The sequence below is a fragment of the Endozoicomonas sp. GU-1 genome, assembly GCF_027366395.1.
In the GTDB taxonomy this organism is placed as follows: domain Bacteria; phylum Pseudomonadota; class Gammaproteobacteria; order Pseudomonadales; family Endozoicomonadaceae; genus Endozoicomonas.
The window spans coordinates 1,538,540-1,561,225 of record NZ_CP114771.1; the positions used below are offsets into that span (position 1 = coordinate 1,538,540).

Consider the following 22,686-nt stretch of genomic DNA (forward strand, 5'->3'; position numbering starts at 1 on the left):
AAATAAAATGGACTCCCCAGAACATAGACACCTACCGGTGAAAGCTCAAACTGGCACTTTAAAACAGACTGGTCTGTGACGTGATGATGTTGTCAAAATCCATATTAACAAACGGCAGGATACCATCAGCAATAGGCTTCAACTGTTTATCAATATAGTGATCGTAATCAATCGCACTGTTCCTGTATTCAACAGGCTCAGGGCCATTAATCGTCATAAGGTACTGAACTGTGCCTTTGTTCTGATACTGCAAAGGCTTACCTGCTGCCCGGTTATGATCATCGGCCATACGCGCAGCACGAACCTGAGGCGGAACGTTTTTCACATAGTCATTTAAACGACGACGTAACCTTTTTTTATACACCAGCTGATCATCTTTGTTTCCATTGCGAACGGCTTCAACGGTTGCCAACAGGTACGCAGAAGGGTTGCTGTCGGCAAAAACCAGCCTGAGCAACTCAGCCTGAAACTCACGGGCCATTGGTGTCCAGTCTGAGCGAACGGTCTCAAGCCCCTTGCAGATCAGTTCTTCCTTATCTTTAGTCACTTTCAAGCCTGCATAACGTTTCTTACTGCCCGTTTCAGAGCCTCGAATGGTCGGCATCAAAAAGCGTCGATAGTGGGTTTCATATTCCATCTCAAGACAGGAGGTTAACCCGTAGGATGCCATCAACAGGGTTTGCCAGCGCTTATTAATATCTTTGGCAAGACTCTGGCCTACCGCATCCGCCTCATTCGAGGAAAACGACCCTTCCAACAGCACAAAGATGGAGTCCGTATCACCGTAGATCACCTGATGTCCCTGCCCGGCAACCCACCGGGAGGTCTGCTGCATGATCTCATGGCCACGCATAGTGATGGAGCTGGCCAGTCGGGTGTCGTAAAAGCGACAGCCACCAGAGCCCAGAACACCGTAGAAGGAGTTCATCAGTATTTTGATCGCCTGAGAACGGGCACTGTCGTGTTCTGCCTTGGCCTGATCTCGCTGCTGCCAGAGCTGAGTAATAATCCCGGGTAAAAAATGCCGTTCCCTGGAAAACAGTGCCCCTTTAAAACCGGGAATGGCGTTGTCAGGATCCTGCAACCCTTCCACCAGCCCCAGGGGGTCAATCCTGAACGTTCGGATAATCGAGGGGTACAGGCTTTTAAAATCCAGCACCAGTACATTACTGTATAAGCCCGGCACGGAGTCCATCACGTAGCCACCCGGTGACGCCAGCCCACCACCTTCGGGCAGATTCGGCGCAATATAGCCCGCACGATGCAGTTTCGGCAGATAGAGATTGGTAAAGGCCCGCACGGAGCCACCGATTCGGTCCAGCTCCAGCCCGGTAAGTTCACTGCGCAGCCGGAGAAAGTCCAGCAATCGGGTTTTGGCAAAGATCTCCATTACCAGACGACAGTCTTCCAGATTGTATTGCGCCAGTTTCTGCTTATTGTGATGAAAATCGTGAGTAATTTCGTGTATCCGGTTACTCACATTATTAATGGCCTTGCCCTTGCCTAACAGCTCCCGGGCAACGAATTCAAGACTGAAACTCTCAAAGTGCCAGGTGGCCGATTTTAATGCATCAATACCGTCAATCACCATGCGTCCGGGTATGGAAACATAACCTTCGCCAGCGTCACTGTTGCGCTCCCGCCAACTGGCAGACTGTCGACCCCGGCCCAATTTTAATGACATTCTGTGCAGGGTCGCACGCTTCAATAACAGCCGGAAATCGAAGTTAATCACATTCCAGCCAATAAACAGATCCGGGTCATACTGTGCTATCTGCGCTTCCAGAGATTCCAGCAACGCCCGCTCGTCAGCGACCCATTGAATAGTGAGTTCATCATTAGTCAGGCGTTCTCTATTTGTTGATGGTGATTTATCCGTCGCAGGCGCTTGACCTGCAAGAGGTTCCCCAATCATCAGGACAGTCGATATGTTCTCCCCATAAAGACCGATGGAGTAAAGCTCACCCCTGGCAGAACACTCAACATCCAGAGACACCACCCGAAATGACGGCACATACCGGGTGGAGCGGATACGGGCATGGCGATATTCCAGAAATCCCTGTCGCTGAATCGGTTCCCCCGTATACTCCAGAGGCCCATAGGTGAAGCGCTCCATCAGGTAACGGTCATGCAGGCGGATATCCGCTTCATAGATGGGCAGAGATTCAGCACTGAGTAACCGCCGGGCACGCTGGCTGCTGTCAATAGTCTTGAAATAGAGTGCGGTGACTGGCTGATGATGAAACGTCTTCAGCTCCAGATGCCGGCAGGTAAAGGTTATCTGAGCATGGAGCAGTAACGCTTCAGCCTGCTGAAAAGCAGACGTTGGCAGAAAAAAGACGGCCAGCTCGTTATCTATCACCAGGCATACCGGTTGCCCATCGGTCACTACCCAGAAGACCATTTCCGTCTGATTACGCCGGTCTGAACTCTGCCGACTTAAAAGAAATCCTTTTTGCCCTGATGCCATTGTGAAAATTGTGGAAAATGAAGATAGTGCTATCTTACCTCGATTCAGTGAGAAAGGTCAGATGGCTATCAGCAATCGGGTGCTCCCTTTGCAGTCGCCGGTCATGGATAAGCCGACAGATGGCTTATTGCCAACCTTATTCATTCTCCCGGAGCAGTATTTGAACTCGTTGCAGAGGGTTCAGGTTGAGGAAGCCTGGATTGGCAGTAATTAGCGACTGAACGGGAAAATCGTACCGAGGGATTTCTTTCGATGTCTACCAACATCTCTTGCAACGCTGCAACTGGTGATTTAGCCACAGTACTGGAGATTACATACCTCCCACAAAGTAATTTATATTCCCGATTCTCACCAATCCCATGCCAGGGCAATGCAACACTTTGCTGTTGATTCCCCAAGGTCCGTGCAACCGATCTTGACGACATCATATTTTGAGCGCTGTTTCTTAAACTGTCCGACAAACATCGTCTTTTAATACTCGTTCTTTTATTTTGAAACCATAATCGAACCTCCTCTTCTGTCATATCCAGCTCTGCAGCCAGAAAAGCTCGTTCCTGGAGTGTGACATAAGCACTGCGTTGAAATATCTTATCAAGTTGTTTAACTTTCCATTCAGGCACATATGATCGTCTTTTGGGTGCTGCAAGTGCCGTGCTTGCCTGCTGGGGATGTGATTCACTCGTATCAGCTTTGCTTGTTATCTTCCCTGAAGGAACTGATTGGCAACTTCCTGCCAGATCATCCTCTGTTCTGGAGGAAACAACCGCCTGGTCAAAAGGCTCGGGACCAGAACTCATGTCAGGCCCAGCCAGTCCCTGATGCCTATTGTGATAAGGGGGAAGAACTGGTGACATGGCAGGCTGGTCAAACTGGGGAATATTCCTTGACACATCACCAATACTGGCAACCCCCATGCCAAATCTATCCGGCGGAAAAAAGTCCCTTGCCTGTGACGCCCAGGGTAATAATCCATCCACAGAACACACTGGTTCTTGCCCGGAATAAACTGGCACAGTCTCCGAATGGGCAGCAGCAAACCTGCCGCAGAAAGTCACATTTCCAGGTTTTGGTCCAGAGGCTGAACGATCGTGAGCATTTTCATTTTCAGATGCGCCAATTGCGCCAGGCAACGATGTGTCAGATTGGTCGGGGAAAAGCAATGCAGGGTGCATGAAATCAGCCAGTTAGTTATAGGTAGTAGACAAAAGAATCAAAAAATCCAGTCAACAGGTAGAAGCTATTCTGTAAAGCCTGTTGACGTTTAGTTGCCAGCTCATGTTTCAGTTGAGGTGGAAGAACCTGACTCATCATCAGCATCCGTTAATTCAATCTTTGGCGTAGTTGCAGGAAGTCCGGGCCCGGGACTACCGGATTGACTATAGTCAGCAACCGAAAGGGGATATTGTGCCTCAGGAGTATCTATGAGATTCGCTGTTATTACCTGCAACGCTTCAGCTGTTGATTGAGCCATAGCTGTGCTGATTACTTTATTCTCGCGCATTAATGAATATCTATGCTGAGCAACAACTTCTTGCTGTGATACTAAAGACACTGGCTGCTGCAACAAAAGGGCCCGGGAAGCAGCTGCTTTCGATGCCCTGACAGATCGAGCGTTTTTGCTTTCTACGACCAAAGAGGCCTGCTGCCTTTTGATGGCCGATCTTTTATTCTGAAACCATGTTTGTACCTGTGAATCTTTTACACCCAACCTTAAAGCCAATTTACCCTTTTGAGACGTTGTTAAATACCTGTTGCGTTGAAAAGCATCATTAAGTTTTTGAAGTTGCCATTCCTCAAACGTGATCCGCAATCTAGGTGCATAAAACTCAGGTTCTAATGGCTGGGCATCCATTTCGCTCGTATCAGCTTTGCTCTTTATCGTATCTGCTTTGCTCTCTATGGCATCAGTTTTGCTCTTTATCGTAGCAGCTCTGCTCTTTATCGTATCAACAGAAACTGACGGACCAGGCTCCCTATCCACACCCACTACCTGGGTGGAAGTAGCAGCCCGATAAGGATAAGGTGGCCGGGGCCGATAAACAGAGCTCATATCAAATCCTGCCTGTTCTCCCAGATGATAATGGTCAAGTGCCGGGGGCATGGCATAATGAGTATACAGGGGCAAATTCCTTGGTATATTGTCGACACTTGAAACTCCGCAACCAAACATATATGGAGTGGCAAGCTCCCTTAACTGTGGTGCCATGGGAATTACACTATCCAAGCCATGGACTGGCTGCGCATTAGTGGTTCGTGCTATGGAAAACCTGCCATAAACTGCCGTATTTCTGACTTCTGGTACACTGGCAGTACGAGTGTCAACAGTTCCGGATGAGCTAACTACATTAGACAACATGTCAGATGATTTTCTAGAGAACGTTGCTGGATCCATAACATCAGCCAATTTGTTTTAGGTAGAACCATACTAGACGCGTGCGTCAAAAAATCTAATGAGCTGTAAAAGTTTTTTCTGTAATTCAAGGTGACACTGTGCTGACTCAGATTCATTCTCAAAAAGTTATTGATGCGGCTGCCAAACTATGAAGCGAGTACTGATTACCGGTGCAGCGTCTGGTATGGGATTAAGCGCCTCCCGCCTGTTTGCCGACCGTGGCTGGACCGTCATGATGGCGGACTTGAACGATACCGAAGGTCGTGCCCGTTGTGCTGAGCTTCTGGAGGAAGGTTTACAGAATATTCACTTTCACCCTTGTGATGTTTCAGACAGCGCGTCCGTCAAGGCGCTGCATGAGCAGACCATGGCCACCCTCGGTGGCATCGACAGTATTATCAATAATGCGGCAAAAGGAGCGGTGGTCAATCTGACCAGGGCAATGGCCCTGGATTATGGCAAGTACAATATTCGGGTGAATAATGTCTGTCCTTCTGCCTGTGCAACGCCGATGTTTCTGGCCAACCCGGCCGATGTCGTCAATCAGTTCAACCAGGCTAACCCCCTGGGACGCATCTGCACCCCGCAAGAGGTGGCCGAGGCCATGTACTTCCTCGCCTCCGATGCCTCCCGCTCCTGCAATGGCGTTAACCTGCCGGTGTCAGGTGGTCTGGAACTGCATACCGGCCAACCGGTGCAATAACCCATGACAAATGTTCAAACAGTTTCAGGTGCTTGCTGGGCCGGTTTTTTTGAAGTTATGACTCTGTTATAAATTTTTGTTATTGTTTCGGAGCCACTGGTAGCTAAGCAGCCGACAAGCGCCCCGGTAAGTAGGGGTGCAGGATAGCCAGCGCCCCAATACATTGCACACACCCAGCCAATAAATGCTCCACCGCCGGTATTGGCAAAGCAGTTACCGGCCTTTTTGACACGGCTTTCACTTACTTTTTGCAGAGTGTATTGGCTTGTTGGAACGGGTTGACTTGTTATAACGGGTTGACTTGTTGTATCAGATTGACTTGTTGGAACGGATTGTTTGATTATTACAGTGTTCATATCAATATAACCTTTATATGTAATTGAAATATTTTTTTTATAATCCAATGAAACATAGACCATTACTGATCAATCATGAAAATATTGAGTTGCTATTGCCTCACACCATGCATAGCTGGCTATAGGGTTGTAAAAGAAGAATCCATCAGTAAAAAAATACCTGGTCTCTTTGGCACAAAATCCGACGATATTGGTAAGTTCACCTACCCCTGCTACGTGACCTCACTCTATCTTGATGAACATGTGCGCCCAGAGAGAATCGCCTTTAATATTGCCGAAAATATTGATGACCTGACCAGTGATGTAGAAGTTTCCCTCAGTGAAATCAGGGATACAGTTGCCAGCAAAACCAGGGAGCACCCAGGAGGCTGTCCGAGAATAGACTGCCCTACTGCGGTGGCAGCAAATTGGTCTAAAAAGTCGGAAATTTTTAGTAAATAGAACCACTATTCACTAAAAATTTCCGACTTTTTATCCTCAATTTTCTGCCATCCTCGCTACGGACGCTACTCTCGGACAGCCTCCTAGACTACCTTCAGGAAAACCTGCAAGCAGGCAGAGAACGAGTGGATGCCTTTGTAGCCCATAAGGCTCCTAGTTGAAATGACGTGCTGGATAAACCAAACGACAGCAGACCAAAGGCTCCTAGCCAAAGAACTCACCGCTTCAACAAATCAAACACCACCCTGGCAAACCCTCTCGCCAGCTCCGGATTCGACAGATACTGCAACATCATCTCCTGATGCGCTTCACTGCTCTCCATCACCGCATCATCAATGGCCTGAGGGAAGTCACCCAGCAGCGCCTGTTCCGCCGTATTGTTGGCAATCTGCTTCATCACCGTGGCGTTCTCAGCCAGCTTATCCCGCACGGTGTAGGCATAGTTGATCATATCCTTGTCGGTAAGATTATCCGTCACAAAAAGATCATTCAGCCGCTCCAGAACCTGCGACATAAACTCTTCTTTCTTGTCCTTCGCCCTGGCAGAACCGATATCATTCCCCGGCTCCAGCTTGTCGTCTTCGCTGTCTTCTCTCAGCTGAAGATGCTGCTCCCGAATTTTCGACAACCGGTAATGGCTCATCTCCACATTGGTCAGGTCAATATCGTCCTCATCCACCCGACGTTCCCGCAACAGCGGCCGCAGAAAACGGGCGAACAGGCTGAGCTTTTCCAATTCCAGATCGTCGTAATCCACAATCTGGGACATAAACTCATAAAACCGGGTAAAACTGCCCAGGTCTTTCTTGAAAATCTCCAGCCGGTCTTTCTCCTGCTTGCACCCCTTCATGCTGTTTTCCGCATTGGCTAACAGCACCGCATCATTGGTTGCCGCTTTGGTACGCTCGAAGATTTTTCGGGCTTTCTGATATTCTTCCACGGCAGAGCTGTACCGTTTCTGCCAGCGCTCCACCGCCGGTTTGCAGATATTGCTGATGGCTGCATTGCTCTTGTTTTTACTGAGGAAGGCTTCGCAGAACTTCTCCACCTCATTCCAGGTAAAGATGCCGCTCTCCCGCAGCTTGTTGAACAGCTCAAAGATTTTGTCCGGATCAGACACATCCGACAGCTCTGCCGTCTGATAATACGGCTGGAACGATGCCAGAATCTCCTCCGGCTCATTGACAAAATCCAGCACAAAAGTGCCGCCTTCTTTCTTCCCCGGATAGGTCCGGTTCAAACGGGAAAGGGTCTGCACACACTCCACGCCGCCCAACGGCTTATCCACATACATGGCGCACAGCTTGGGCTGGTCAAAACCGGTCTGGAACTTATTGGCAACCAGCATCACCTGGTAATCGTCGGTATTAAACGCCTTGCGCATCTCCCGGCCTTTCAGGCCCGGGTTCATATTCTTTTCGGTAAACTTCTGATCCAGCAATGCAACACTGTCTGGATCATCCTCAGAGAACTCCACCTCACCGGAGAACGCCACCATCACCTGAATGGAACTCTTCTCCTCTGTCAGATGCTTATCAAACGCCAGCTTGTAACGCACCGCTTCCTTACGGGAACTGGTCACCACCATCGCTTTCGCCTGCCCGTGGAGCAGCCCCATCACATGGGTTCGGTAATGATCGACAATCACCCGCACTTTCTGGGAGATATTGTAATCGTGCAACCGCACCCAGCGGCTCAGCTTCACCTTGGCTTTCTTGCTGTCCACCTCCTCGTCCGCTGCTTCCAGCTTCTGGGCGAGTTTGTAGGCCACCTTGTAGTTGGTGTAGTTCTTCAGCACATCGAGAATAAAGCCTTCCTCAATGGCCTGGCGCATGGAGTAAACATGAAAGGCGACCGGGATATTCTTGATGGAAGGCGGTGCCTCCGGCTTCGGCAAACGACCAAAGGTTTCCAGCGTTTTCGCTTTCGGTGTCGCAGTAAAAGCAAAATAGCTCAGATTACTGTTATGACGACGAGCCACTACCGAAGCATTCAGTTTGTCTTCTGAGGACAGTTCTTTATGGGCTGAAGGCTCCAGGTCTTTGGCTTCCCCATCCACCATCAACACCTGCTTCAACCGCTTGGCAGTATCGCCAGTCTGTGACGAGTGGGCTTCATCGGCAATCACCGCATAACGACGCTGTTGCAGGCTGATGCTATCGGCAATGGCATCCAGCACAAACGGAAAGGTCTGGATGGTGACAATAATAATCGGCTGGGCGGTTTCCAGCGCCTTCGCCAGTTTTTCGGATTTGGAGCTGCCTTCACCCTCCTTGTTATTGATGCGCCCCACCACCCCATCGGCGTGTTCAAACTGGTAGATGGTGTCCTGCAACTGGCTGTCCAGCACGGTGCGATCAGTAATCACGATCACCGAATCAAACTGCTTCTCGCCCCGCTCGTTATAGAGCGTAGAAAGCTGATGGGCAGTCCAGGCGATGGAGTTGGATTTACCGGAACCGGCACTGTGCTGAATCAGGTATTTATGGCCGGTGCCTTCGTCCCTTGCGGCACCGATAAGCTTGCGCACCACATCCCACTGGTGATAACGGGGGAAGATCAGCGTCTCTTTCTTGAATTTACGACCATCGGCGTGTTCTTTCTCTTCGATTTCCAGATGGATAAAGCGGTGCAGAATATTCAGCAGATTATCCGGCAGCAGCACCTCGTTCCACAGGTAATCGGTGGCATACTGGTTTTCATCTTCAGGAATATCATTACCCGCACCGCCTTCTTTGGTACCTTTATTAAACGGCAGGAAGAAAGTATTGGCACCATCCAGCCGGGTCGCCATATACACCTCGTACTGGCTCACAGCAAAATGCACCAGTGCGCCCCGTTTGAAGGTGAGCAGCGGTTCGGGTTTGCCGGTTTCCGGGTCTTTGGGTAAGCGGGTAGTTTTATACTGGTTAATGGCCCGGTCTACCGACTGTTTGAATTCGGATTTCAGCTCCAGCGTCGCCACCGGCAAACCATTGATAAACAGCACCAGGTCAATGCGCCAGGCTTTTGCCTTTTTGCCGGTTTCCGTCAGGTGTTCCGCCGTAGCATAAGGACTGTAAACCAGCTCCGGCACAATACGACAGACGTTCTCTTGGTAACGAGCCAGCGTCTGTGGGTTCAGGTTATGCTCCGGCATAAACTGGCATAGGCTGAAACGGGCATTGCGAATCTTCAGGCCGTGGCGCAACACGCCCAGCGTGCCGTAGCTGCGCAGCTCTTTATCAATGGCATTGGGGTTGGCTTTTTTCAGCTGCTCTTCGAGATGCTTGATAAAGTGCGTTTCGGAATCCTGAGGATAGACCTTGCAGAACTTCTGCCACTCTTTCGGCTGGGTGCCTTTAACAAACGCCAGAACATCGGCGGTATAGAGTGCCGTTGCCCGGTCATAGTGTTCCGGTTTGCCTAGCTGCCAGCCATTGGCCTGCATCTGAGCAATGATATCGTTCTGGAAAACCAGTTCTACCGATGCGTCCTTGCTCATGCTGCTTGTACCGCTTTGGGTGATTGTTCTTTTTGTGGGGCGGGAGGTGTCCAGTCGCTGACGTCGATTTTGCCGGTGACGGCGGCGGAAATAAGGGCTGCGCGGCGTTCTTGCATTAAGGCAATTTGCTGCTTTGCATCTTTCTCTAATTGCTCAAACGATAGGGTTTTTGCATCAAGAAATTCAGCTATAGCACGTTGTTCTGATAATGGAGGCAGCGTAACTGGCATTAGCTTCAGCAAGTCTTGACTTAGTGATGCGCGAGTAACCAAGTTCATTTCTTTAATAAAAAATGCTCTCAGCAACTCATTAGAAAAGTAATATTTTGAGAAATCTGGGTCTAACTCAGCACCAGTCGGCCTAAACCGGATAAGGAATCCTGCAAAACATGCATCCCGAATATCTTTTAAACAAACGGATGCGAAACCAATCTCATCAATAGTTTCTGATGTTCTGGTAAACAAAACATCACCATACTGAAGAGAGTATCTTTGACGGTCTTCCAAAGTCGATTGAACTAAACCACTGGGGACTTCTGGTAGCACACGGTTATTGTATGCATCACCATAGCTAACAAATGGATAACCTGAACCAAATGCTTCTGCCCCTATATTGATGCCGTTTTGGCAAGCTCCTAAATAACGAACTCGTTTAACCTCCCAATGCCCCGGCACCTTCCCAAGCCACTCAACACCAGAATCCTTCAGCTGAACATTCGGGTTCAGCCCCTTGGTAACGGCATGGCTGATCACCGCCTGACGCTTTTCCTGCAACAGACGGATCAGGTTTTTCTGTTCTTCGATCAGGGTATCAATTTTGGCGGTTTCGTGATCGAGGAAGTTGGCTATTTTTTCAGCCTCATCGGACGGCATTTCAGGAATCAAAATATTCTTCATCTCCGAAGAATTTGTGCTCCAGAGGTCTGCCACAATTCCTTTACCATAGCGATAGAACTCTTCCTGAAACGGCTGGCTACGCAAAAGATGGTGTGCATATGCTGGAACTATTCTTTTTGGAGTCATCACAATACTGATAAGTGAGACAGAGCCATCATATTGAGATACACCAGAAGAACCTTTCCTATCAGACCGGCTATTAATGACAAAATCGTTTTTCAAAACCAGTTTTCGATTGTCACCAGCATCCGTTTTTGCAGCAGTTTCTAGCTGTGGAACTACACCTTTCATAGTCACAGACAAAGCGGAATAGTCTTTGTCACTTACCTTTTCACGACGTTCCTCGAAAAATTGCCCAAGTCGTTTAGCAGACCAGTGTTTTGGAATCTGACCCAACCAATCGACTCCAGACGGTTGATACTCAGGATAAGCCTTGTACTTCCTACCCATCACGAATGCACCTCCGCCAGCAACCCCATAATCCGCTTACTGACCGCATCCAAATCCGCATCAATGGCTTCCAGTGCCCGCGGCGGCTGGTACACATAAAAATGCCGGTTAAAGGGAATCTCATAACCTACAACACCGATCTCACCGTCTTTCTCATCGCACTTGTCGGCATTAATCCAGGCATCCGGCACATGGGGTGCCACTTCCCGGTTAAAGTAGGTTTCGATCAGGGTGGTAGTGCTGACGGATGGATCGAGGGGAATATTCTCGTTGTCCCGCAGATCACCATCGGCCTGGAATTCAACGACTTTGTTCTTATATTCAAAAGCGCCGTATAGCGGTTGAGCTTCCTCTTTGAGAATCTTTTTGATGACCGGCTCCGCTTCCGGATTGGTCCAGGTAATGGCATCCAGTAGCTGCTTTTTCTCTTTGGCATCCAGCTTGATACCACTGGAGTTCATCGCCTTTTTCAGTTGAACTTCGAATTCATTGAAGTCATCGTACTGATCACCGCCGATCTGCTGTCGCAAAAGTTCCGCTTTCTCCATCAGGCCTCGTTGGAAACCCCATGGTTTGATATCCAGAAGCTGTTTGATCTGTTTCTCTTTTAACTCGGTAAAGTCCTTCTTGATCTTCTCGCGAATAGAGGCCTGCTGCTCTTCCGTCAGCTCCCTGAAGCAATCATCACCAAACTGTTCATACATCCAGCGCATGACATTGTTAAACGGCTTAGGAGCAAAGCAGAGCCCAGCTACCGCCTCCTCAGTAAACCGAGCCGAGAGTCGCAGTGGGCGTTCTACCGTAATACGACGGTAGCCAAATTCATGGGTATCAAAAATCTTGGCGGCGAATTGATCTTCTGTGGTTGCTTCGAAGGCACCAAAATTGCGGGTGATGGTGCGAATATCGTCATCACTCATCAGGTTGCGCTTGGAGCCAAGGGATTTACGCATTTTGCCAAACAGTCTGGCACCGTTAATCAGCTGCACCTTACCCTTGCGATCTTTGTTTTTCTTATTGCTCAGCACCCACACATAGGTGGCGATGCCGGTGTTGTAGAACATATCCGTGGGCAGGGCGACAATGGCTTCCAGCAGATCGGCTTCGAGAATATAACGGCGAATCTCGCTCTCACCACTGCCCGCACCGCCGGTAAACAGCGGCGAACCGTTGAGGATAATGCCGATACGGCTGGGGTTCTGGTTATCAGAGGTGATCGGGCGGAACTTGCTGATCAGGTGCATCAGAAATAGCAGCGAACCGTCGGACACTCTTGGCAGGCCGGGGCCAAAACGACCATCAAAACCTTTGAATTCGTGCTCATCTTTTACTGTACCCTCGATCTTCTTCCAATCCACACCGAACGGAGGATTGGAGAGCATGTAGTCAAAGGTGTCGTTGCTCAGCTGGTCGTTGGAGAGGGTGTTGCCCAGCTTGATACGGCTGACATCCTGCCCCTTGATCATCATATCTGCTTTACAGATGGCGTAGGATTCCGGGTTCAGCTCCTGACCAAAGGCACGCATCACCGCATCCCGGTTGTGTTCGTACACATACTCCATACCGGACGACAGGAAGCCGCCAGTACCTGCTGTGGGGTCATAAATGGTGCGGATAACCCCTTCCCTGTTCAGGGCATCGTCGTCTTCCGTAAACACCAGGGCGGTGGTCAGCTTGACAATATCCCGTGGGGTAAAGTGTTCACCGGCGGTTTCATTGGAGGATTCGGCAAAACGACGAATCAACTCTTCAAACACCAAACCCATTTCATGGTTAGACACCGCAGCCGGGCTGAGGTCGATGGTACCGAACATCTTCACCACCTTGAACAGCAGGTTGTTGGCGTTCAGGGCATCGATAAATTCTTCAAATCGGAAGTGCTCAAAAATCTCCCGGGCATCTTTGGAGAAGGACTGGATGTAGTTTTCCAGGTTGTCTTTGATATCGTTCTGCCCCAGTTTGGAAAGATCCATCTCCGAGGTGTTAAAGAACGTCAGCCCCTGTGGATTCTCGTTCGTTCGGGTGGCAGGCAGCAGCATTTTCTCCTTGCCATCGTTGGGCAGGTTCATGCTTTTCACCTGCTCATACTTGGCCAGCACCGAGGCTTTCGACGGTGCCAGCACGCATTCCAGACGACGCAACAGGGTAAATGGCAGGATAATCCGACCATACTGGGACTGCTTGAAATCCCCCCGCAACAGGTCAGCAACAGACCAGATAAAGGCAGCGAGGTTGTTATGGGACTGAGACATAGAATGTTCTGGATCTTGCAAGTAGGAGTGCGAGTGTACAGAGATGTTCGGCTGGTACAAACGCCTGGCTTACGACGTCAGTCGCTATTGTGGAGGATATGTAAGGTAGGCTCAAGTCGTGTATTTAAGTAGCTAACCTTCCCTCGCTCTGTGTGGGAACGAGGTAAGGATTGATAGGTGACTTCTGCACTTCACATGAAACCACCCTGAAACACCTCTGAACCACCCGTGCTTTACTTTTTGCATAAAGCAAAGTCAGATACTATCTTTACAATTCAATATAAGTAAAGAGGTTGACGATGCCAATTTTGAGTTCAAAGCGACAGATCACGCTACCCGCCAATCAGTGTGAAGAACTGGGCATTCAGCCCGGCGATGAGGTTGAATGCTTTGTCGCAGACGGGCAGATAACAATCATCAAGAAGATAAAGGGGTCTGCTGAGGGTATTTTGAGTCATATAAAGTCGCAGGCAGACATTTCTGATGACGAATCTTTGCAGAGTGGGTTGCAATGATCGCCATAGATACCAACGTTTTATTAAGGTATTTGCTCAGTGATGATGCGATGCAGAGCAAACAGGCAGCAAGGCTTATCAAGGGGAATTGGCGTGTTCTTGTATCGGATGCCGTCCTGGTCGAAACCATCTGGACGTTAGCAGGCCGAAAGTATCAGCTGAAAAAGAAAGAGATAGTGAAAACAATTTTGCACCTATTCCATGAACCGTCCATTGTTTTTGAAAACGGGCCGGTTGTATGGAAAGCTCTCAATACCCACAAAAAAGCCAAAGCCGTCAAAGGAAAAGAAGCCGGTTTCGCTGATGCCCTGATCGCTTGCAAATCCAGAAATATCATCGAGAAAATGAATGAAGAATTTGCCGGGGTATATTCCTTCGATAAGGCCGCTCAACAATTTGACGATGTGAAAAAGCCGTGAAATACATAAGTAGCTAACCCTGGATTTTTCGAGTTTTCTGCGGTACATGAAAAAGGCCCCGGTTATACAACACGTGTAGTATTGTTACCGAGGTCTGTTTGGTCAAAAACTAAAGTTTTATGTCACCTCATCAAAGTACCAACAAATCAAGCCGCTTTCTGCTGCTGTGGCTCTGGCGTCCGGATCAGGTAATCAAAGGCACCCAACGCCGCATTTGCACCACCGCCCATGGCAATAATGATCTGTTTGTAAGGCGCGGTGGTGACATCACCGGCGGCAAACACACCGGGCAGGGAAGTTTCACCCTGGGCACCGATGATAATCTCACCACGCGGGCTTAACTCCAGGGTGCCCTTGAGGAACTCGGCGTTGGGAACCAGACCGATCTGGACAAAGATACCCGACAACTCAATTGTATTGCTGTTATCCGTTGCCCGGTCGGTGTAACGCAGCCCGGTCACTTTCTCACCATCGCCCAGCACTTCAGTGGTCAGTGCTTCGGTAATGATATCGATATTACCCATGGAGCGAGCCTTGCGTTGCAGCACTTCATCTGCTCTCAGTTTGCTGTCGAATTCCAGAACAGTGACATGTTCAACAATACCTGCCAGATCGATTGCGGCTTCAATACCGGAGTTACCACCACCAATGACGGCGACTTTTTTCCCCTTGAACAACGGGCCATCACAGTGTGGGCAATAGGCGACGCCTTTACCCCGATATTCCTGCTCACCGGGCACGTTCATTTCCCGCCAGCGGGCACCGGTAGCGATAACCAGTGAGCGACTGCGCAATGTTGCCCCACTTTCCAGCTCAACCTGAATCAGATCACCGACCTGCTCCGCCGCCACAATCCGGCTGGCACGCTGTTGAGTCATGATATCCACATCATAGTCGCGGACATGTTCTTCCAGGCTTGCGGCCAGTTTAGGGCCTTCCGTCGCCTTAACGGAGATAAAGTTTTCAATACCAACAGTATCCATCACCTGACCACCGAAACGGTCCGCCACAATACCGGTACGAATGCCTTTTCGGGCACTGTAGATGGCAGCAGAGGCACCGGCAGGGCCGCCGCCAACCACCAGCACATCAAACGGTGCTTTTTCCGAGATCGCTTCGGCCTGACGCCGGGCAGCGCCGGTATCCAGTTTGTTCAGGATTTCCTGCACAGATATACGTCCCTGGGCAAACAGTTCACCGTTCAGGTAAACCGAGGGTACGGCCATGATTTTCCGTTCGTCCACTTCGTTCGGGAACAAGGCACCATCGATCATGACATTGGTGATGTTGGGATTCAGGGCTGACATGATATTCAGCGCCTGCACCACATCCGGGCAGTTCTGACAACTCAGGGAAACGTAAGTTTCAAAGCGGTAGTTACCTTCCAGCGCTTTTACCTGTTCTGCCACGGAATCATCCACCTTAATGGGGTGACCACCACTGTGCAGCAGCGCCAGTACCAGGGAGGTGAATTCATGGCCCATGGGCAGGCCGGCAAAGCGGATTTCGCTGCCCGTTGCCGCTGAACGAACCAGCATGGAGGGTTTGCGCTCATCGCTGTTGTCTGATTGGGTGACAGATACCTTGTCCGACAGGCTGGCAATATCGTTGGCCAGGGAGGCCATTTCCGCTGACTTATCGCTGTCGTCCAGAAATACCATCAGTTCAACGGCTGTTTTCAGATTTTGCAGGTAACTCTGTAACTGGGCTTTCATATTTGTGTCGAGCATGGTCGCACCCCTGTTTATGATAAAAATGGTTTCTTACTTGCTTCGATCAGGCTTGTTCTGACCGGGCTTCTCAGACAAGCCTCTGTAAAGCTGACCAGGAATATTGAACAACGGTTTATTCAGTATTCCTGGTCAGCCTTTAAGCCCTGCCCGAACAGGCTGTCCGGGCAGGTTATCAGCGGTAATCTATTGCTTAGATCTTGCCAACCAGGTCCAGGGACGGTGCCAGAGTCTCTTCACCTGGCTGCCATGCGGCCGGGCAAACTTCGCCGTCATGCTCAGCGACGTACTGGGCAGCCTGTACCTTACGCACCAGGTCTTTGGCAGAGCGGCCAATGCCCAGGTCGTTGGTTTCGATGGCCTTGATTTCACCTTCAGGATTGATTACAAAGGTGCCACGCAGTGCCAGGCCATCTTCTTCAATCATCACACCGAAGTTGCGGGTGATGGTGCCGGTTGGATCGCCGATCATCGGGAACTGGATTTTCTTGATGGTTTCAGAGCTGTCATGCCATGCCTTATGGGTAAAGTGGGTATCCGTTGACACGGAGTACACTTCGACGCCCAGGGATTGCAGCTTCTCGTAATGGTCAGCCAGATCACCCAGTTCGGTCGGGCAGACAAAGGTGAAGTCAGCCGGGTAAAAGAAGACCACTGACCACTTGCCCAGCAGGCTCTGTTCGGTCACATCGATAAACTCGCCTTTGTGGAAAGCAGTGGCTTTGAATGGCTTGATCACAGTGTTAATCAGAGATTGAGTCATTTGATTTTCCTTTTCGCTTCTCTTGGAGAGTGTTTTCTGGTTTAACGTTTGTCTTTCACGTGATAAAGATTACGGCCAAACCATCGAACATCAAAATTAATTAAAAGAATACCTCTAATAGATTTACTTAATTGGCAAACCTCGGTTTCCCGAACAAAAGGGCGACAACAGGAACGGTTTATGGAAGTCACGGTAGTATCATCCGCAATACTGATCACACTGGGCATACTGGCAGGCATCATCAACACACTGGCGGGAGGCGGTTCCAACCTGACCCTGCCAGCCCTGATGGTCATGGGCATGCCCGCTGATATTGCCAATGCCAGCAACCGGGTTGGCATTTTCTTGCAGAGCCTGACCGGTGCCCTGGGCTTCAGGCAACATAACCGCCTGGAGACTGGAGAGATTCTGCCCATGATGATCCCTACCCTGGCGGGAGGTCTGGCGGGGGCAGTGACCGCGTCTTACAGCCCGGAGTGGGCATTAAAACCTATGCTATTGGGAGCCATGGTCACCATGAGCCTGATTATGGTACTGCGGTCAGCCATGATTGTTCCGCCAGAAGGCACTGTGCCATTGAAAGTGGCAGACTCACCGAAATCCTGGATTGGGCTGACCATAGCCGGATTCTATGGCGGCTTTGTGCAGGCAGGTGTCGGCTTTATTTTGCTGGCGGCAGTATGTGGCGTTCTCCGTTACGACCTGGTGCGTGGCAATGCCCTGAAACTGGTCTGCACCCTGGCTTTTACGGTAGTAGCCCTGGTCGTCTTTATTGCCCGTGACCAGGTGGCCTGGATTCCGGCACTGGTTCTGTCCATCGGTTATATCATTGGTGCCCACCTTTCCGTAAAGTTTGCCATTAAGGCCAGACCAGACACACTGAAAAAGCTGCTGCTGGTAATGACCGTTTGCGGGTGTTTTGCGGCGTTATTCTTTTAACGAGAAGGTTTTTTAACGGCAACAGGTAATTAAAAAGCCGGCGTACTGTAGCGGATCAGAAGCAAGTTTTTAACCGTAATACAACCTTCAGTATCCCAGAATACATAGGGGTAGTGGGGATCATCAGCCTCGTATCTGAGCAGAGAAGCAAAATGGTGCCCTAAGGAAGGAATCTTTCCCTGATTAAAAGCTTCCATATCGACGGTCACTACAAGGGGATCCTCCTTATGCCTGACGACGCCTGTTATATTTTTGTCCTCAGCCAACAGAGATAGCAATGGCTCCAGTGCCTGGTGTAAATGTTGCCGAATCAAGCTAATGCGCAGCGCTTGGAAATCGTATTTTCCACGTACATCCGGGACATACTTATTCCGTACCATATCTGGCTGAGGATCTTGAGCACCCTCTTCTCTTATATCCGGAAGCGAAATATTTGCACTTGTAGACGGTCTGGAAGCTGAAGTAGTCAACAGGCGGATTCTCCTGCAAAGCTCGTCAGCAGGGGTAACAGAACGGCAAACTATAGGCTCGTCACTGGGGTTTTCCAACTTTGCTTCAGCAACACCATCTGAGTCCGGCATTAACGACGATGTACCTGAGCACGCCTCTGAGGAATCATTGATTAAATGACCTGAAAAAGACGTACCAGCATTTTTTTCAGCTTTTGAAGATACCTGTTTGCCACTGGCAATATCACTATCGGAAGGGAGTGACTGCGCCGCCAGGGTGAGCTGAAGTGAAGCAGGTGTATACATTAGCACTCATATCCCCCCATGGGATTTCTTTTGTTAATTTGTTCATATCAACAAAGTAGTCAACAAATTCACCACCCGCAGAAAAAATAATGCCCGGCGATGGCCGGGCTTTTCTTTTACAATCACTTTTACAGAGTCAGACAAGACCCTTTGGTTTAGAAGCGTTTGGTTACCGATGCGCTGAACAAGTGGGCGGTGTTGTTGTATTCGCCTTTCAGGTTAAAAGCAGGAGAAGGTCCTGTGCCAGTTTCAGAGGAACCATCATCCCTATAGTTTCCTTCATCGATTTTCACCGTTCCAGCGAACATATAGCCGTAGGCTGCATCAACGGTCCAGTCATTACCCAGCTCATACTTCGCTCCCACAGTTAACCAGTTACGATCACCATCAGGAATACGGGCCGTACGGTAATCATCTTGAACCGGAGTCTGATCAAGGGCGTAGCCTGCTTTCAGAGTCAGCTGATCGCTGTACTTATAACTTGCACCCAGCGCAAATGCCCAAGAGTTTTTCCAATTTTCCTGAACGTAGGTGATAATTCCCGGGGCTGGCGAAGCTCCTGGAATGGGATTAGAGACCGGGCCAGACCCAGACGCTTCATCAGAACTAATGACCAACTTGTCGAACTGGCTCCATCGAGTCCATGTTGCTCCGGCCATTACTGTCCAGCGATCATCTATTTTATGCGTCAGACTGATATCTACATTTTCAGGGAGGGTTATATCCAGCTTGGCTTTTTCAGTCACTGTCCCACCACCAAATAAAGCTCCCGAACCAGTGGCATCTCCTTTCAGCTTCAGCTTAATGCTTGATCTATAGCTAACACCCAGAGATGTTGACTCTTGTGGCTGCCAAATCGCACCAATATTCCAGCCATAAGCCACATCATCGCCTTTAATAACAACATTATCATTCGGTGATTGAGGGTAAACAAAGCGGCTGAGCTCTCCTTCTCCATAGGTAGCGAAAACACCTAAACCCAAGGAGAGCTGGTCAGAAAACTTATAGCCGACTGTTGACTGGAAATTAACGATAGTAACTTGAGTTTCATCGGCAAGATATCGCCCGGCCCAGTTATCATCGTAGTCTGTGGACGAACCAAATGGAGCATATACACCAAAACCGAAAGAAAGCTGATCATCTACCGGCATTGAGAAGTAACCAAATGGGATCACAGAAGTATTCAGGAACTCATCATTACTACTGCTAATATTACCGCCAGTATTTCCATTAGCAGTAATAGTACTTGCTCCTTTAAAATCCCCTTTAGGAACAGCAACAGCCCCACTCACAGTCACCTGCCGCTCTTTCAACAGCGCAATACCCGCAGGGTTTGCCGCCATAATAGAGGCATCTTCTGCATTAGAGCCCCGCCCCGCATAAGCAGTACCTGCCGCAGCCGCTGAAGATTCATTCAGGGCAAAACCAGCAGCACCAGCCTGCATGGCCAGTGTCAGTGTCGACAGGGCAAAGAGGGATTGATTGATTTTTTTCATGAGTACTTCCCTTCAGGCACAACTCAAGGTGCATTTTTATTATTGTGCGAATGTCGTGTGACTCTTCGTGATCGGATACTAATACATTTGTTACACTTTGAAAAGTAATGAACCACCAACAAGTAACTTCCCGACAAAAACACCCTCCATAAAAAACCTACCCACTGCCCACTGCCAACTGCCCACTGCCAACTTTTTTATGTTTCAACCAAAACCCCTCCCCCAACCCGAGGCACCAACAACAACCTGGCCAAAGCAGGCAACAACCAAATAGCCCCAACCATATTCCAGACAAACATAAAGGTCAGCAAAATCCCCATATCCGCCTGAAATTTCAGCGGCGAGAAGATCCAGGTACCCACCCCAATGGCCAGTGTCACCCCGGTAAAGGTGACTGCTTTACCGGTTATTTTCAGCGTTGCGTAATAGGCTTCTTCCAGAGACATACCCTGCCTCATAAAACTCTCTAAACGACTGTAGATATATATTCCATAATCCACGCCAATCCCGACACCCAGGGCAATAACCGGCAGGGTCGCCACTTTCACACCGATCCCCAGGTAAGACATCAGCGCCTGACAGAGCACCGAAGTCAACCCCAGTGGAATAATAATGCAGAGCACCGCTTTCACAGAACGGAAGGTAATCAGGCAGAGAATACTGACCACCGCATACACCCAGAACAGCATTTTATTCTGCGCCTGGGCAATAATCTCATTGATGGCCGCTTCTACTCCGGCATTACCGCTGGCCATCACAAACTGGAACTCTTCGGTGTTATTGATAGCAGCAAACGCCTGAGTCGCCTGAACCACCCGCTCCAGTGTTTCGGCCTTGTGATCATCCAGGAACAGAATAATCGGCGCACTGGAACAGTCGGCATTAAACAGTGCCGCCGCATTCCCCACCGAGTTGTTCAGCACATAAGGGTTACGGGAGAGGTTTTGCCATTTCAGACTTCCTTCATTCAGCCCTTTAATCACCTGCTTGGACACGGTGACCAGCGAGAGCGCAGACTGAACCCCCGGCACATTCTCCATATGCCACATATATCGGTCGATGGCATCCATCACCGGATAACGGCTACAACCTTCGGGCTGAGTTTCCAGATAGGTGACGAACAGATCGGCACTGGTGGCGTAATGGCTATTAATAAACAGGTTATCCAGGTTGTAGCGGGAGTCCGGATGAAACTCCGGGGCACCGGGGTCAAGATCACCAATTTTCAGGTCAGTTGCCTTGTAAGCGCCCGCAGCAAAGCCCAGCAGGGCAATAAGGATAGACACCGGCATTACCTTCGGGCTGGCCAGTTTGGCGACCACTTGCCAGACCCGGGACTCCTGCTGCTGGCTCTTTCTGGCATGGTCAACGGAGCGTTTGCTGACTGTGATAAACGACATCAGCACAGGCAGCAGAACCAGGTTGGTTAAAATGATGGTCGCAACCCCGATACTGGCGGTAATCGCCAGATCCTGAATCACCTGAATATCAATCACCAGCAGGGTAAGGAAACCGATGGCATCAGAAATCAGTGCCACCATGCCGGGAATATACAGGGTTCGGAATGTCCGGCGGGCAGCGGTCAGGGCGTTTGCCCCCCGGGCCGTTTCGGCACTGATACTGTTAATAATCTGGACACCGTGGCTCACGCCAATGGCAAACACCAGAAAAGGCACCAGGACCGAGTAAAGATCAAGACCATAGCCAAGGGTAGCCAACAGACCCATCTGCCAGACCACTGCTATGATGGACGTCAACAGTGGAATAAAGGTGCTTTTCAGACAGCGGGAATAGAGGAATAACAGGAGGCTGGTAACGCCAAGGGCGATAATAAAGAACCAGACAATGGCTTTCACACCCTCGAACAGGTCCCCAAAAATTTTGGCAATTCCGGTAATATGCAGATCAACACCCTGTACCGCATATTTGCTGCGCAGTACTTCCAGTTGCGCAGAAAGGTGCTGGTAATCCAGGCTTTCGCCGGTTTCCGGATGTTTCTCAAACAACGGTGCACTGACGATACTGGACCGGAAATCGTTGGCAATGATCCTTCCGACCTGGCCGGATTTCAGAATATTTTCCCGAAGCTGGTCCAGGCTGGCCCGACTGCCATCATAGGTGTCAGGAATCACCGTCCCACCGGTAAAGCCTTCTTCCGTTACTTCAATCCAGCGAACCGATGGCGTCCAGAGGGACTTCAGATTACTTCGATCAACCCCCGGAAGGTAAAACACTTCATCATTAATCTGCTTGAGCAACTCCATATACTCAGCGGAAAAAATATCGCCATCCCGGGGAGCCACCGCTATGCGAAATGGTATTTCCGGAGTTGCCCCCCTCTTCCATGTGACGAAGCATATTCTGGATAAAAGGGTGTTCCAGCGGCACCATTTTCTGGAAACTGGCGTCCATCCGCAGTCCGGTCACCAACTGCCAGGTGAGAAACAGTGATATCAGCAGGAACAACAGGCAAACCCGCAGACGATTATGGAAAATCATCCGTTCCACTATTGGTTCGCTGCCTTCCCTGGATAGAGAGGATTGGGATGAATGATGAAAAGACGACATAACTGGCTGCCCCGGATTTTTTAGTTATTCTTTTTATAGTTTATTTTGAATACGTTC

General features: G+C 49.7%; 18 protein-coding genes. 5 read left to right on the top strand and 13 right to left on the bottom strand.

Annotated elements, in window-relative coordinates; genetic code table 11:
- Positions 1-58: 58 nt before the first annotated feature.
- From O3276_RS06290 to O3276_RS06300, 3 genes are all read right to left on the bottom strand, one after another.
- A complete protein-coding gene (locus O3276_RS06290) occupies positions 59-2,470 on the bottom strand; it encodes a DNA polymerase II (protein WP_269674872.1) in 2,412 nt (803 codons plus the stop codon).
- 140 nt (positions 2,471-2,610) lie between these two features.
- Entirely contained in the window at positions 2,611-3,642 is a 1,032-nt protein-coding gene (locus O3276_RS06295; protein WP_269674873.1) for a homeobox domain-containing protein, read from the bottom strand.
- Positions 3,643-3,743: 101 nt separating this feature from the next.
- Complete coding sequence (locus O3276_RS06300) at positions 3,744-4,676, bottom strand: homeobox domain-containing protein (protein WP_269674874.1); 933 nt, start codon at positions 4,674-4,676, stop codon at positions 3,744-3,746.
- Positions 4,677-5,010: 334 nt separating this feature from the next.
- Between O3276_RS06300 and O3276_RS06305 the strand changes: the two genes are divergently transcribed.
- Positions 5,011-5,565, top strand: coding sequence for an SDR family NAD(P)-dependent oxidoreductase (locus O3276_RS06305; protein ID WP_269674875.1), 555 nt, complete (start codon positions 5,011-5,013; stop codon positions 5,563-5,565).
- 14 nt (positions 5,566-5,579) lie between these two features.
- Here O3276_RS06305 and O3276_RS06310 read toward each other — a convergent pair whose 3' ends face one another.
- A complete protein-coding gene (locus tag O3276_RS06310; protein WP_269674876.1) occupies positions 5,580-5,984 on the bottom strand; it encodes a hypothetical protein in 405 nt (134 codons plus the stop codon).
- Between the two features lie 12 nt (positions 5,985-5,996).
- Between O3276_RS06310 and O3276_RS06315 the strand changes: the two genes are divergently transcribed.
- Positions 5,997-6,362, top strand: coding sequence for a hypothetical protein (locus O3276_RS06315; RefSeq protein WP_269674877.1), 366 nt, complete (start codon positions 5,997-5,999; stop codon positions 6,360-6,362).
- Positions 6,363-6,579: 217 nt separating this feature from the next.
- Here O3276_RS06315 and O3276_RS06320 read toward each other — a convergent pair whose 3' ends face one another.
- From O3276_RS06320 to O3276_RS06330, 3 genes are read right to left on the bottom strand one after another with little or no spacing between them, the layout of a single operon-like run.
- Positions 6,580-9,846, bottom strand: coding sequence for a type I restriction endonuclease subunit R (locus tag O3276_RS06320; protein WP_269674878.1), 3,267 nt, complete (start codon positions 9,844-9,846; stop codon positions 6,580-6,582).
- Positions 9,843-11,192: a restriction endonuclease subunit S gene (locus O3276_RS06325; protein ID WP_269674879.1), complete on the bottom strand. Its 1,350-nt coding sequence runs from the start codon at positions 11,190-11,192 to the stop codon at positions 9,843-9,845. The genes O3276_RS06320 and O3276_RS06325 overlap by 4 nt, the downstream gene beginning before the upstream one ends.
- Complete coding sequence (locus O3276_RS06330) at positions 11,192-13,444, bottom strand: type I restriction-modification system subunit M (RefSeq protein ID WP_269674880.1); 2,253 nt, start codon at positions 13,442-13,444, stop codon at positions 11,192-11,194. Before O3276_RS06330 ends, O3276_RS06325 begins: the two co-directional genes overlap by 1 nt.
- Before the next feature lie 299 nt (positions 13,445-13,743).
- Here O3276_RS06330 and O3276_RS06335 point away from each other — a divergent pair, with 299 nt between their 5' ends.
- Together O3276_RS06335 and O3276_RS06340 are read left to right on the top strand one after the other, a co-directional pair.
- Positions 13,744-13,959, top strand: a complete 216-nt coding sequence (locus O3276_RS06335; protein ID WP_269674881.1) for an AbrB/MazE/SpoVT family DNA-binding domain-containing protein — start codon at positions 13,744-13,746, stop codon at positions 13,957-13,959.
- The gene (locus tag O3276_RS06340; RefSeq protein WP_269674882.1) at positions 13,956-14,378 is read left to right on the top strand and encodes a type II toxin-antitoxin system VapC family toxin; all 423 of its coding nucleotides are present in this window, start codon (positions 13,956-13,958) and stop codon (positions 14,376-14,378) included. The genes O3276_RS06335 and O3276_RS06340 overlap by 4 nt, the downstream gene beginning before the upstream one ends.
- 146 nt (positions 14,379-14,524) lie before the next feature.
- On the opposite strand, the gene ahpF is transcribed toward O3276_RS06340, so the two are convergent.
- Entirely contained in the window at positions 14,525-16,108 is a 1,584-nt protein-coding gene (ahpF, locus tag O3276_RS06345; protein ID WP_269674883.1) for an alkyl hydroperoxide reductase subunit F, read from the bottom strand.
- A 193-nt stretch (positions 16,109-16,301) separates the two neighbouring features.
- The gene (gene ahpC / locus O3276_RS06350) at positions 16,302-16,871 is read right to left on the bottom strand and encodes an alkyl hydroperoxide reductase subunit C (RefSeq protein WP_101747468.1); all 570 of its coding nucleotides are present in this window, start codon (positions 16,869-16,871) and stop codon (positions 16,302-16,304) included.
- A gap of 180 nt (positions 16,872-17,051) precedes the next feature.
- Here ahpC and O3276_RS06355 point away from each other — a divergent pair, with 180 nt between their 5' ends.
- Positions 17,052-17,810, top strand: coding sequence for a sulfite exporter TauE/SafE family protein (locus tag O3276_RS06355; RefSeq protein ID WP_269674884.1), 759 nt, complete (start codon positions 17,052-17,054; stop codon positions 17,808-17,810).
- Between the two features lie 29 nt (positions 17,811-17,839).
- On the opposite strand, the gene O3276_RS06360 is transcribed toward O3276_RS06355, so the two are convergent.
- The 4 genes from O3276_RS06360 to O3276_RS25660 form a co-directional block, all read right to left on the bottom strand.
- Positions 17,840-18,565, bottom strand: a complete 726-nt coding sequence (locus O3276_RS06360) for a hypothetical protein (RefSeq protein ID WP_269674885.1) — start codon at positions 18,563-18,565, stop codon at positions 17,840-17,842.
- 155 nt (positions 18,566-18,720) lie between these two features.
- Positions 18,721-20,061 carry an OmpP1/FadL family transporter gene (locus O3276_RS06365; protein WP_269674886.1) on the bottom strand — a complete coding sequence of 447 codons (1,341 nt, stop codon included), beginning with the start codon at positions 20,059-20,061 and terminating at the stop codon, positions 18,721-18,723.
- A 197-nt stretch (positions 20,062-20,258) separates the two neighbouring features.
- Complete coding sequence (locus tag O3276_RS06370; protein WP_269674887.1) at positions 20,259-22,325, bottom strand: efflux RND transporter permease subunit; 2,067 nt, start codon at positions 22,323-22,325, stop codon at positions 20,259-20,261.
- Between the two features lie 4 nt (positions 22,326-22,329).
- Positions 22,330-22,629 (bottom strand): hypothetical protein, encoded by a 300-nt coding sequence (locus O3276_RS25660; RefSeq protein ID WP_269674888.1) that lies wholly within the window; start codon positions 22,627-22,629, stop codon positions 22,330-22,332.
- Positions 22,630-22,686 lie beyond the last annotated feature (57 nt).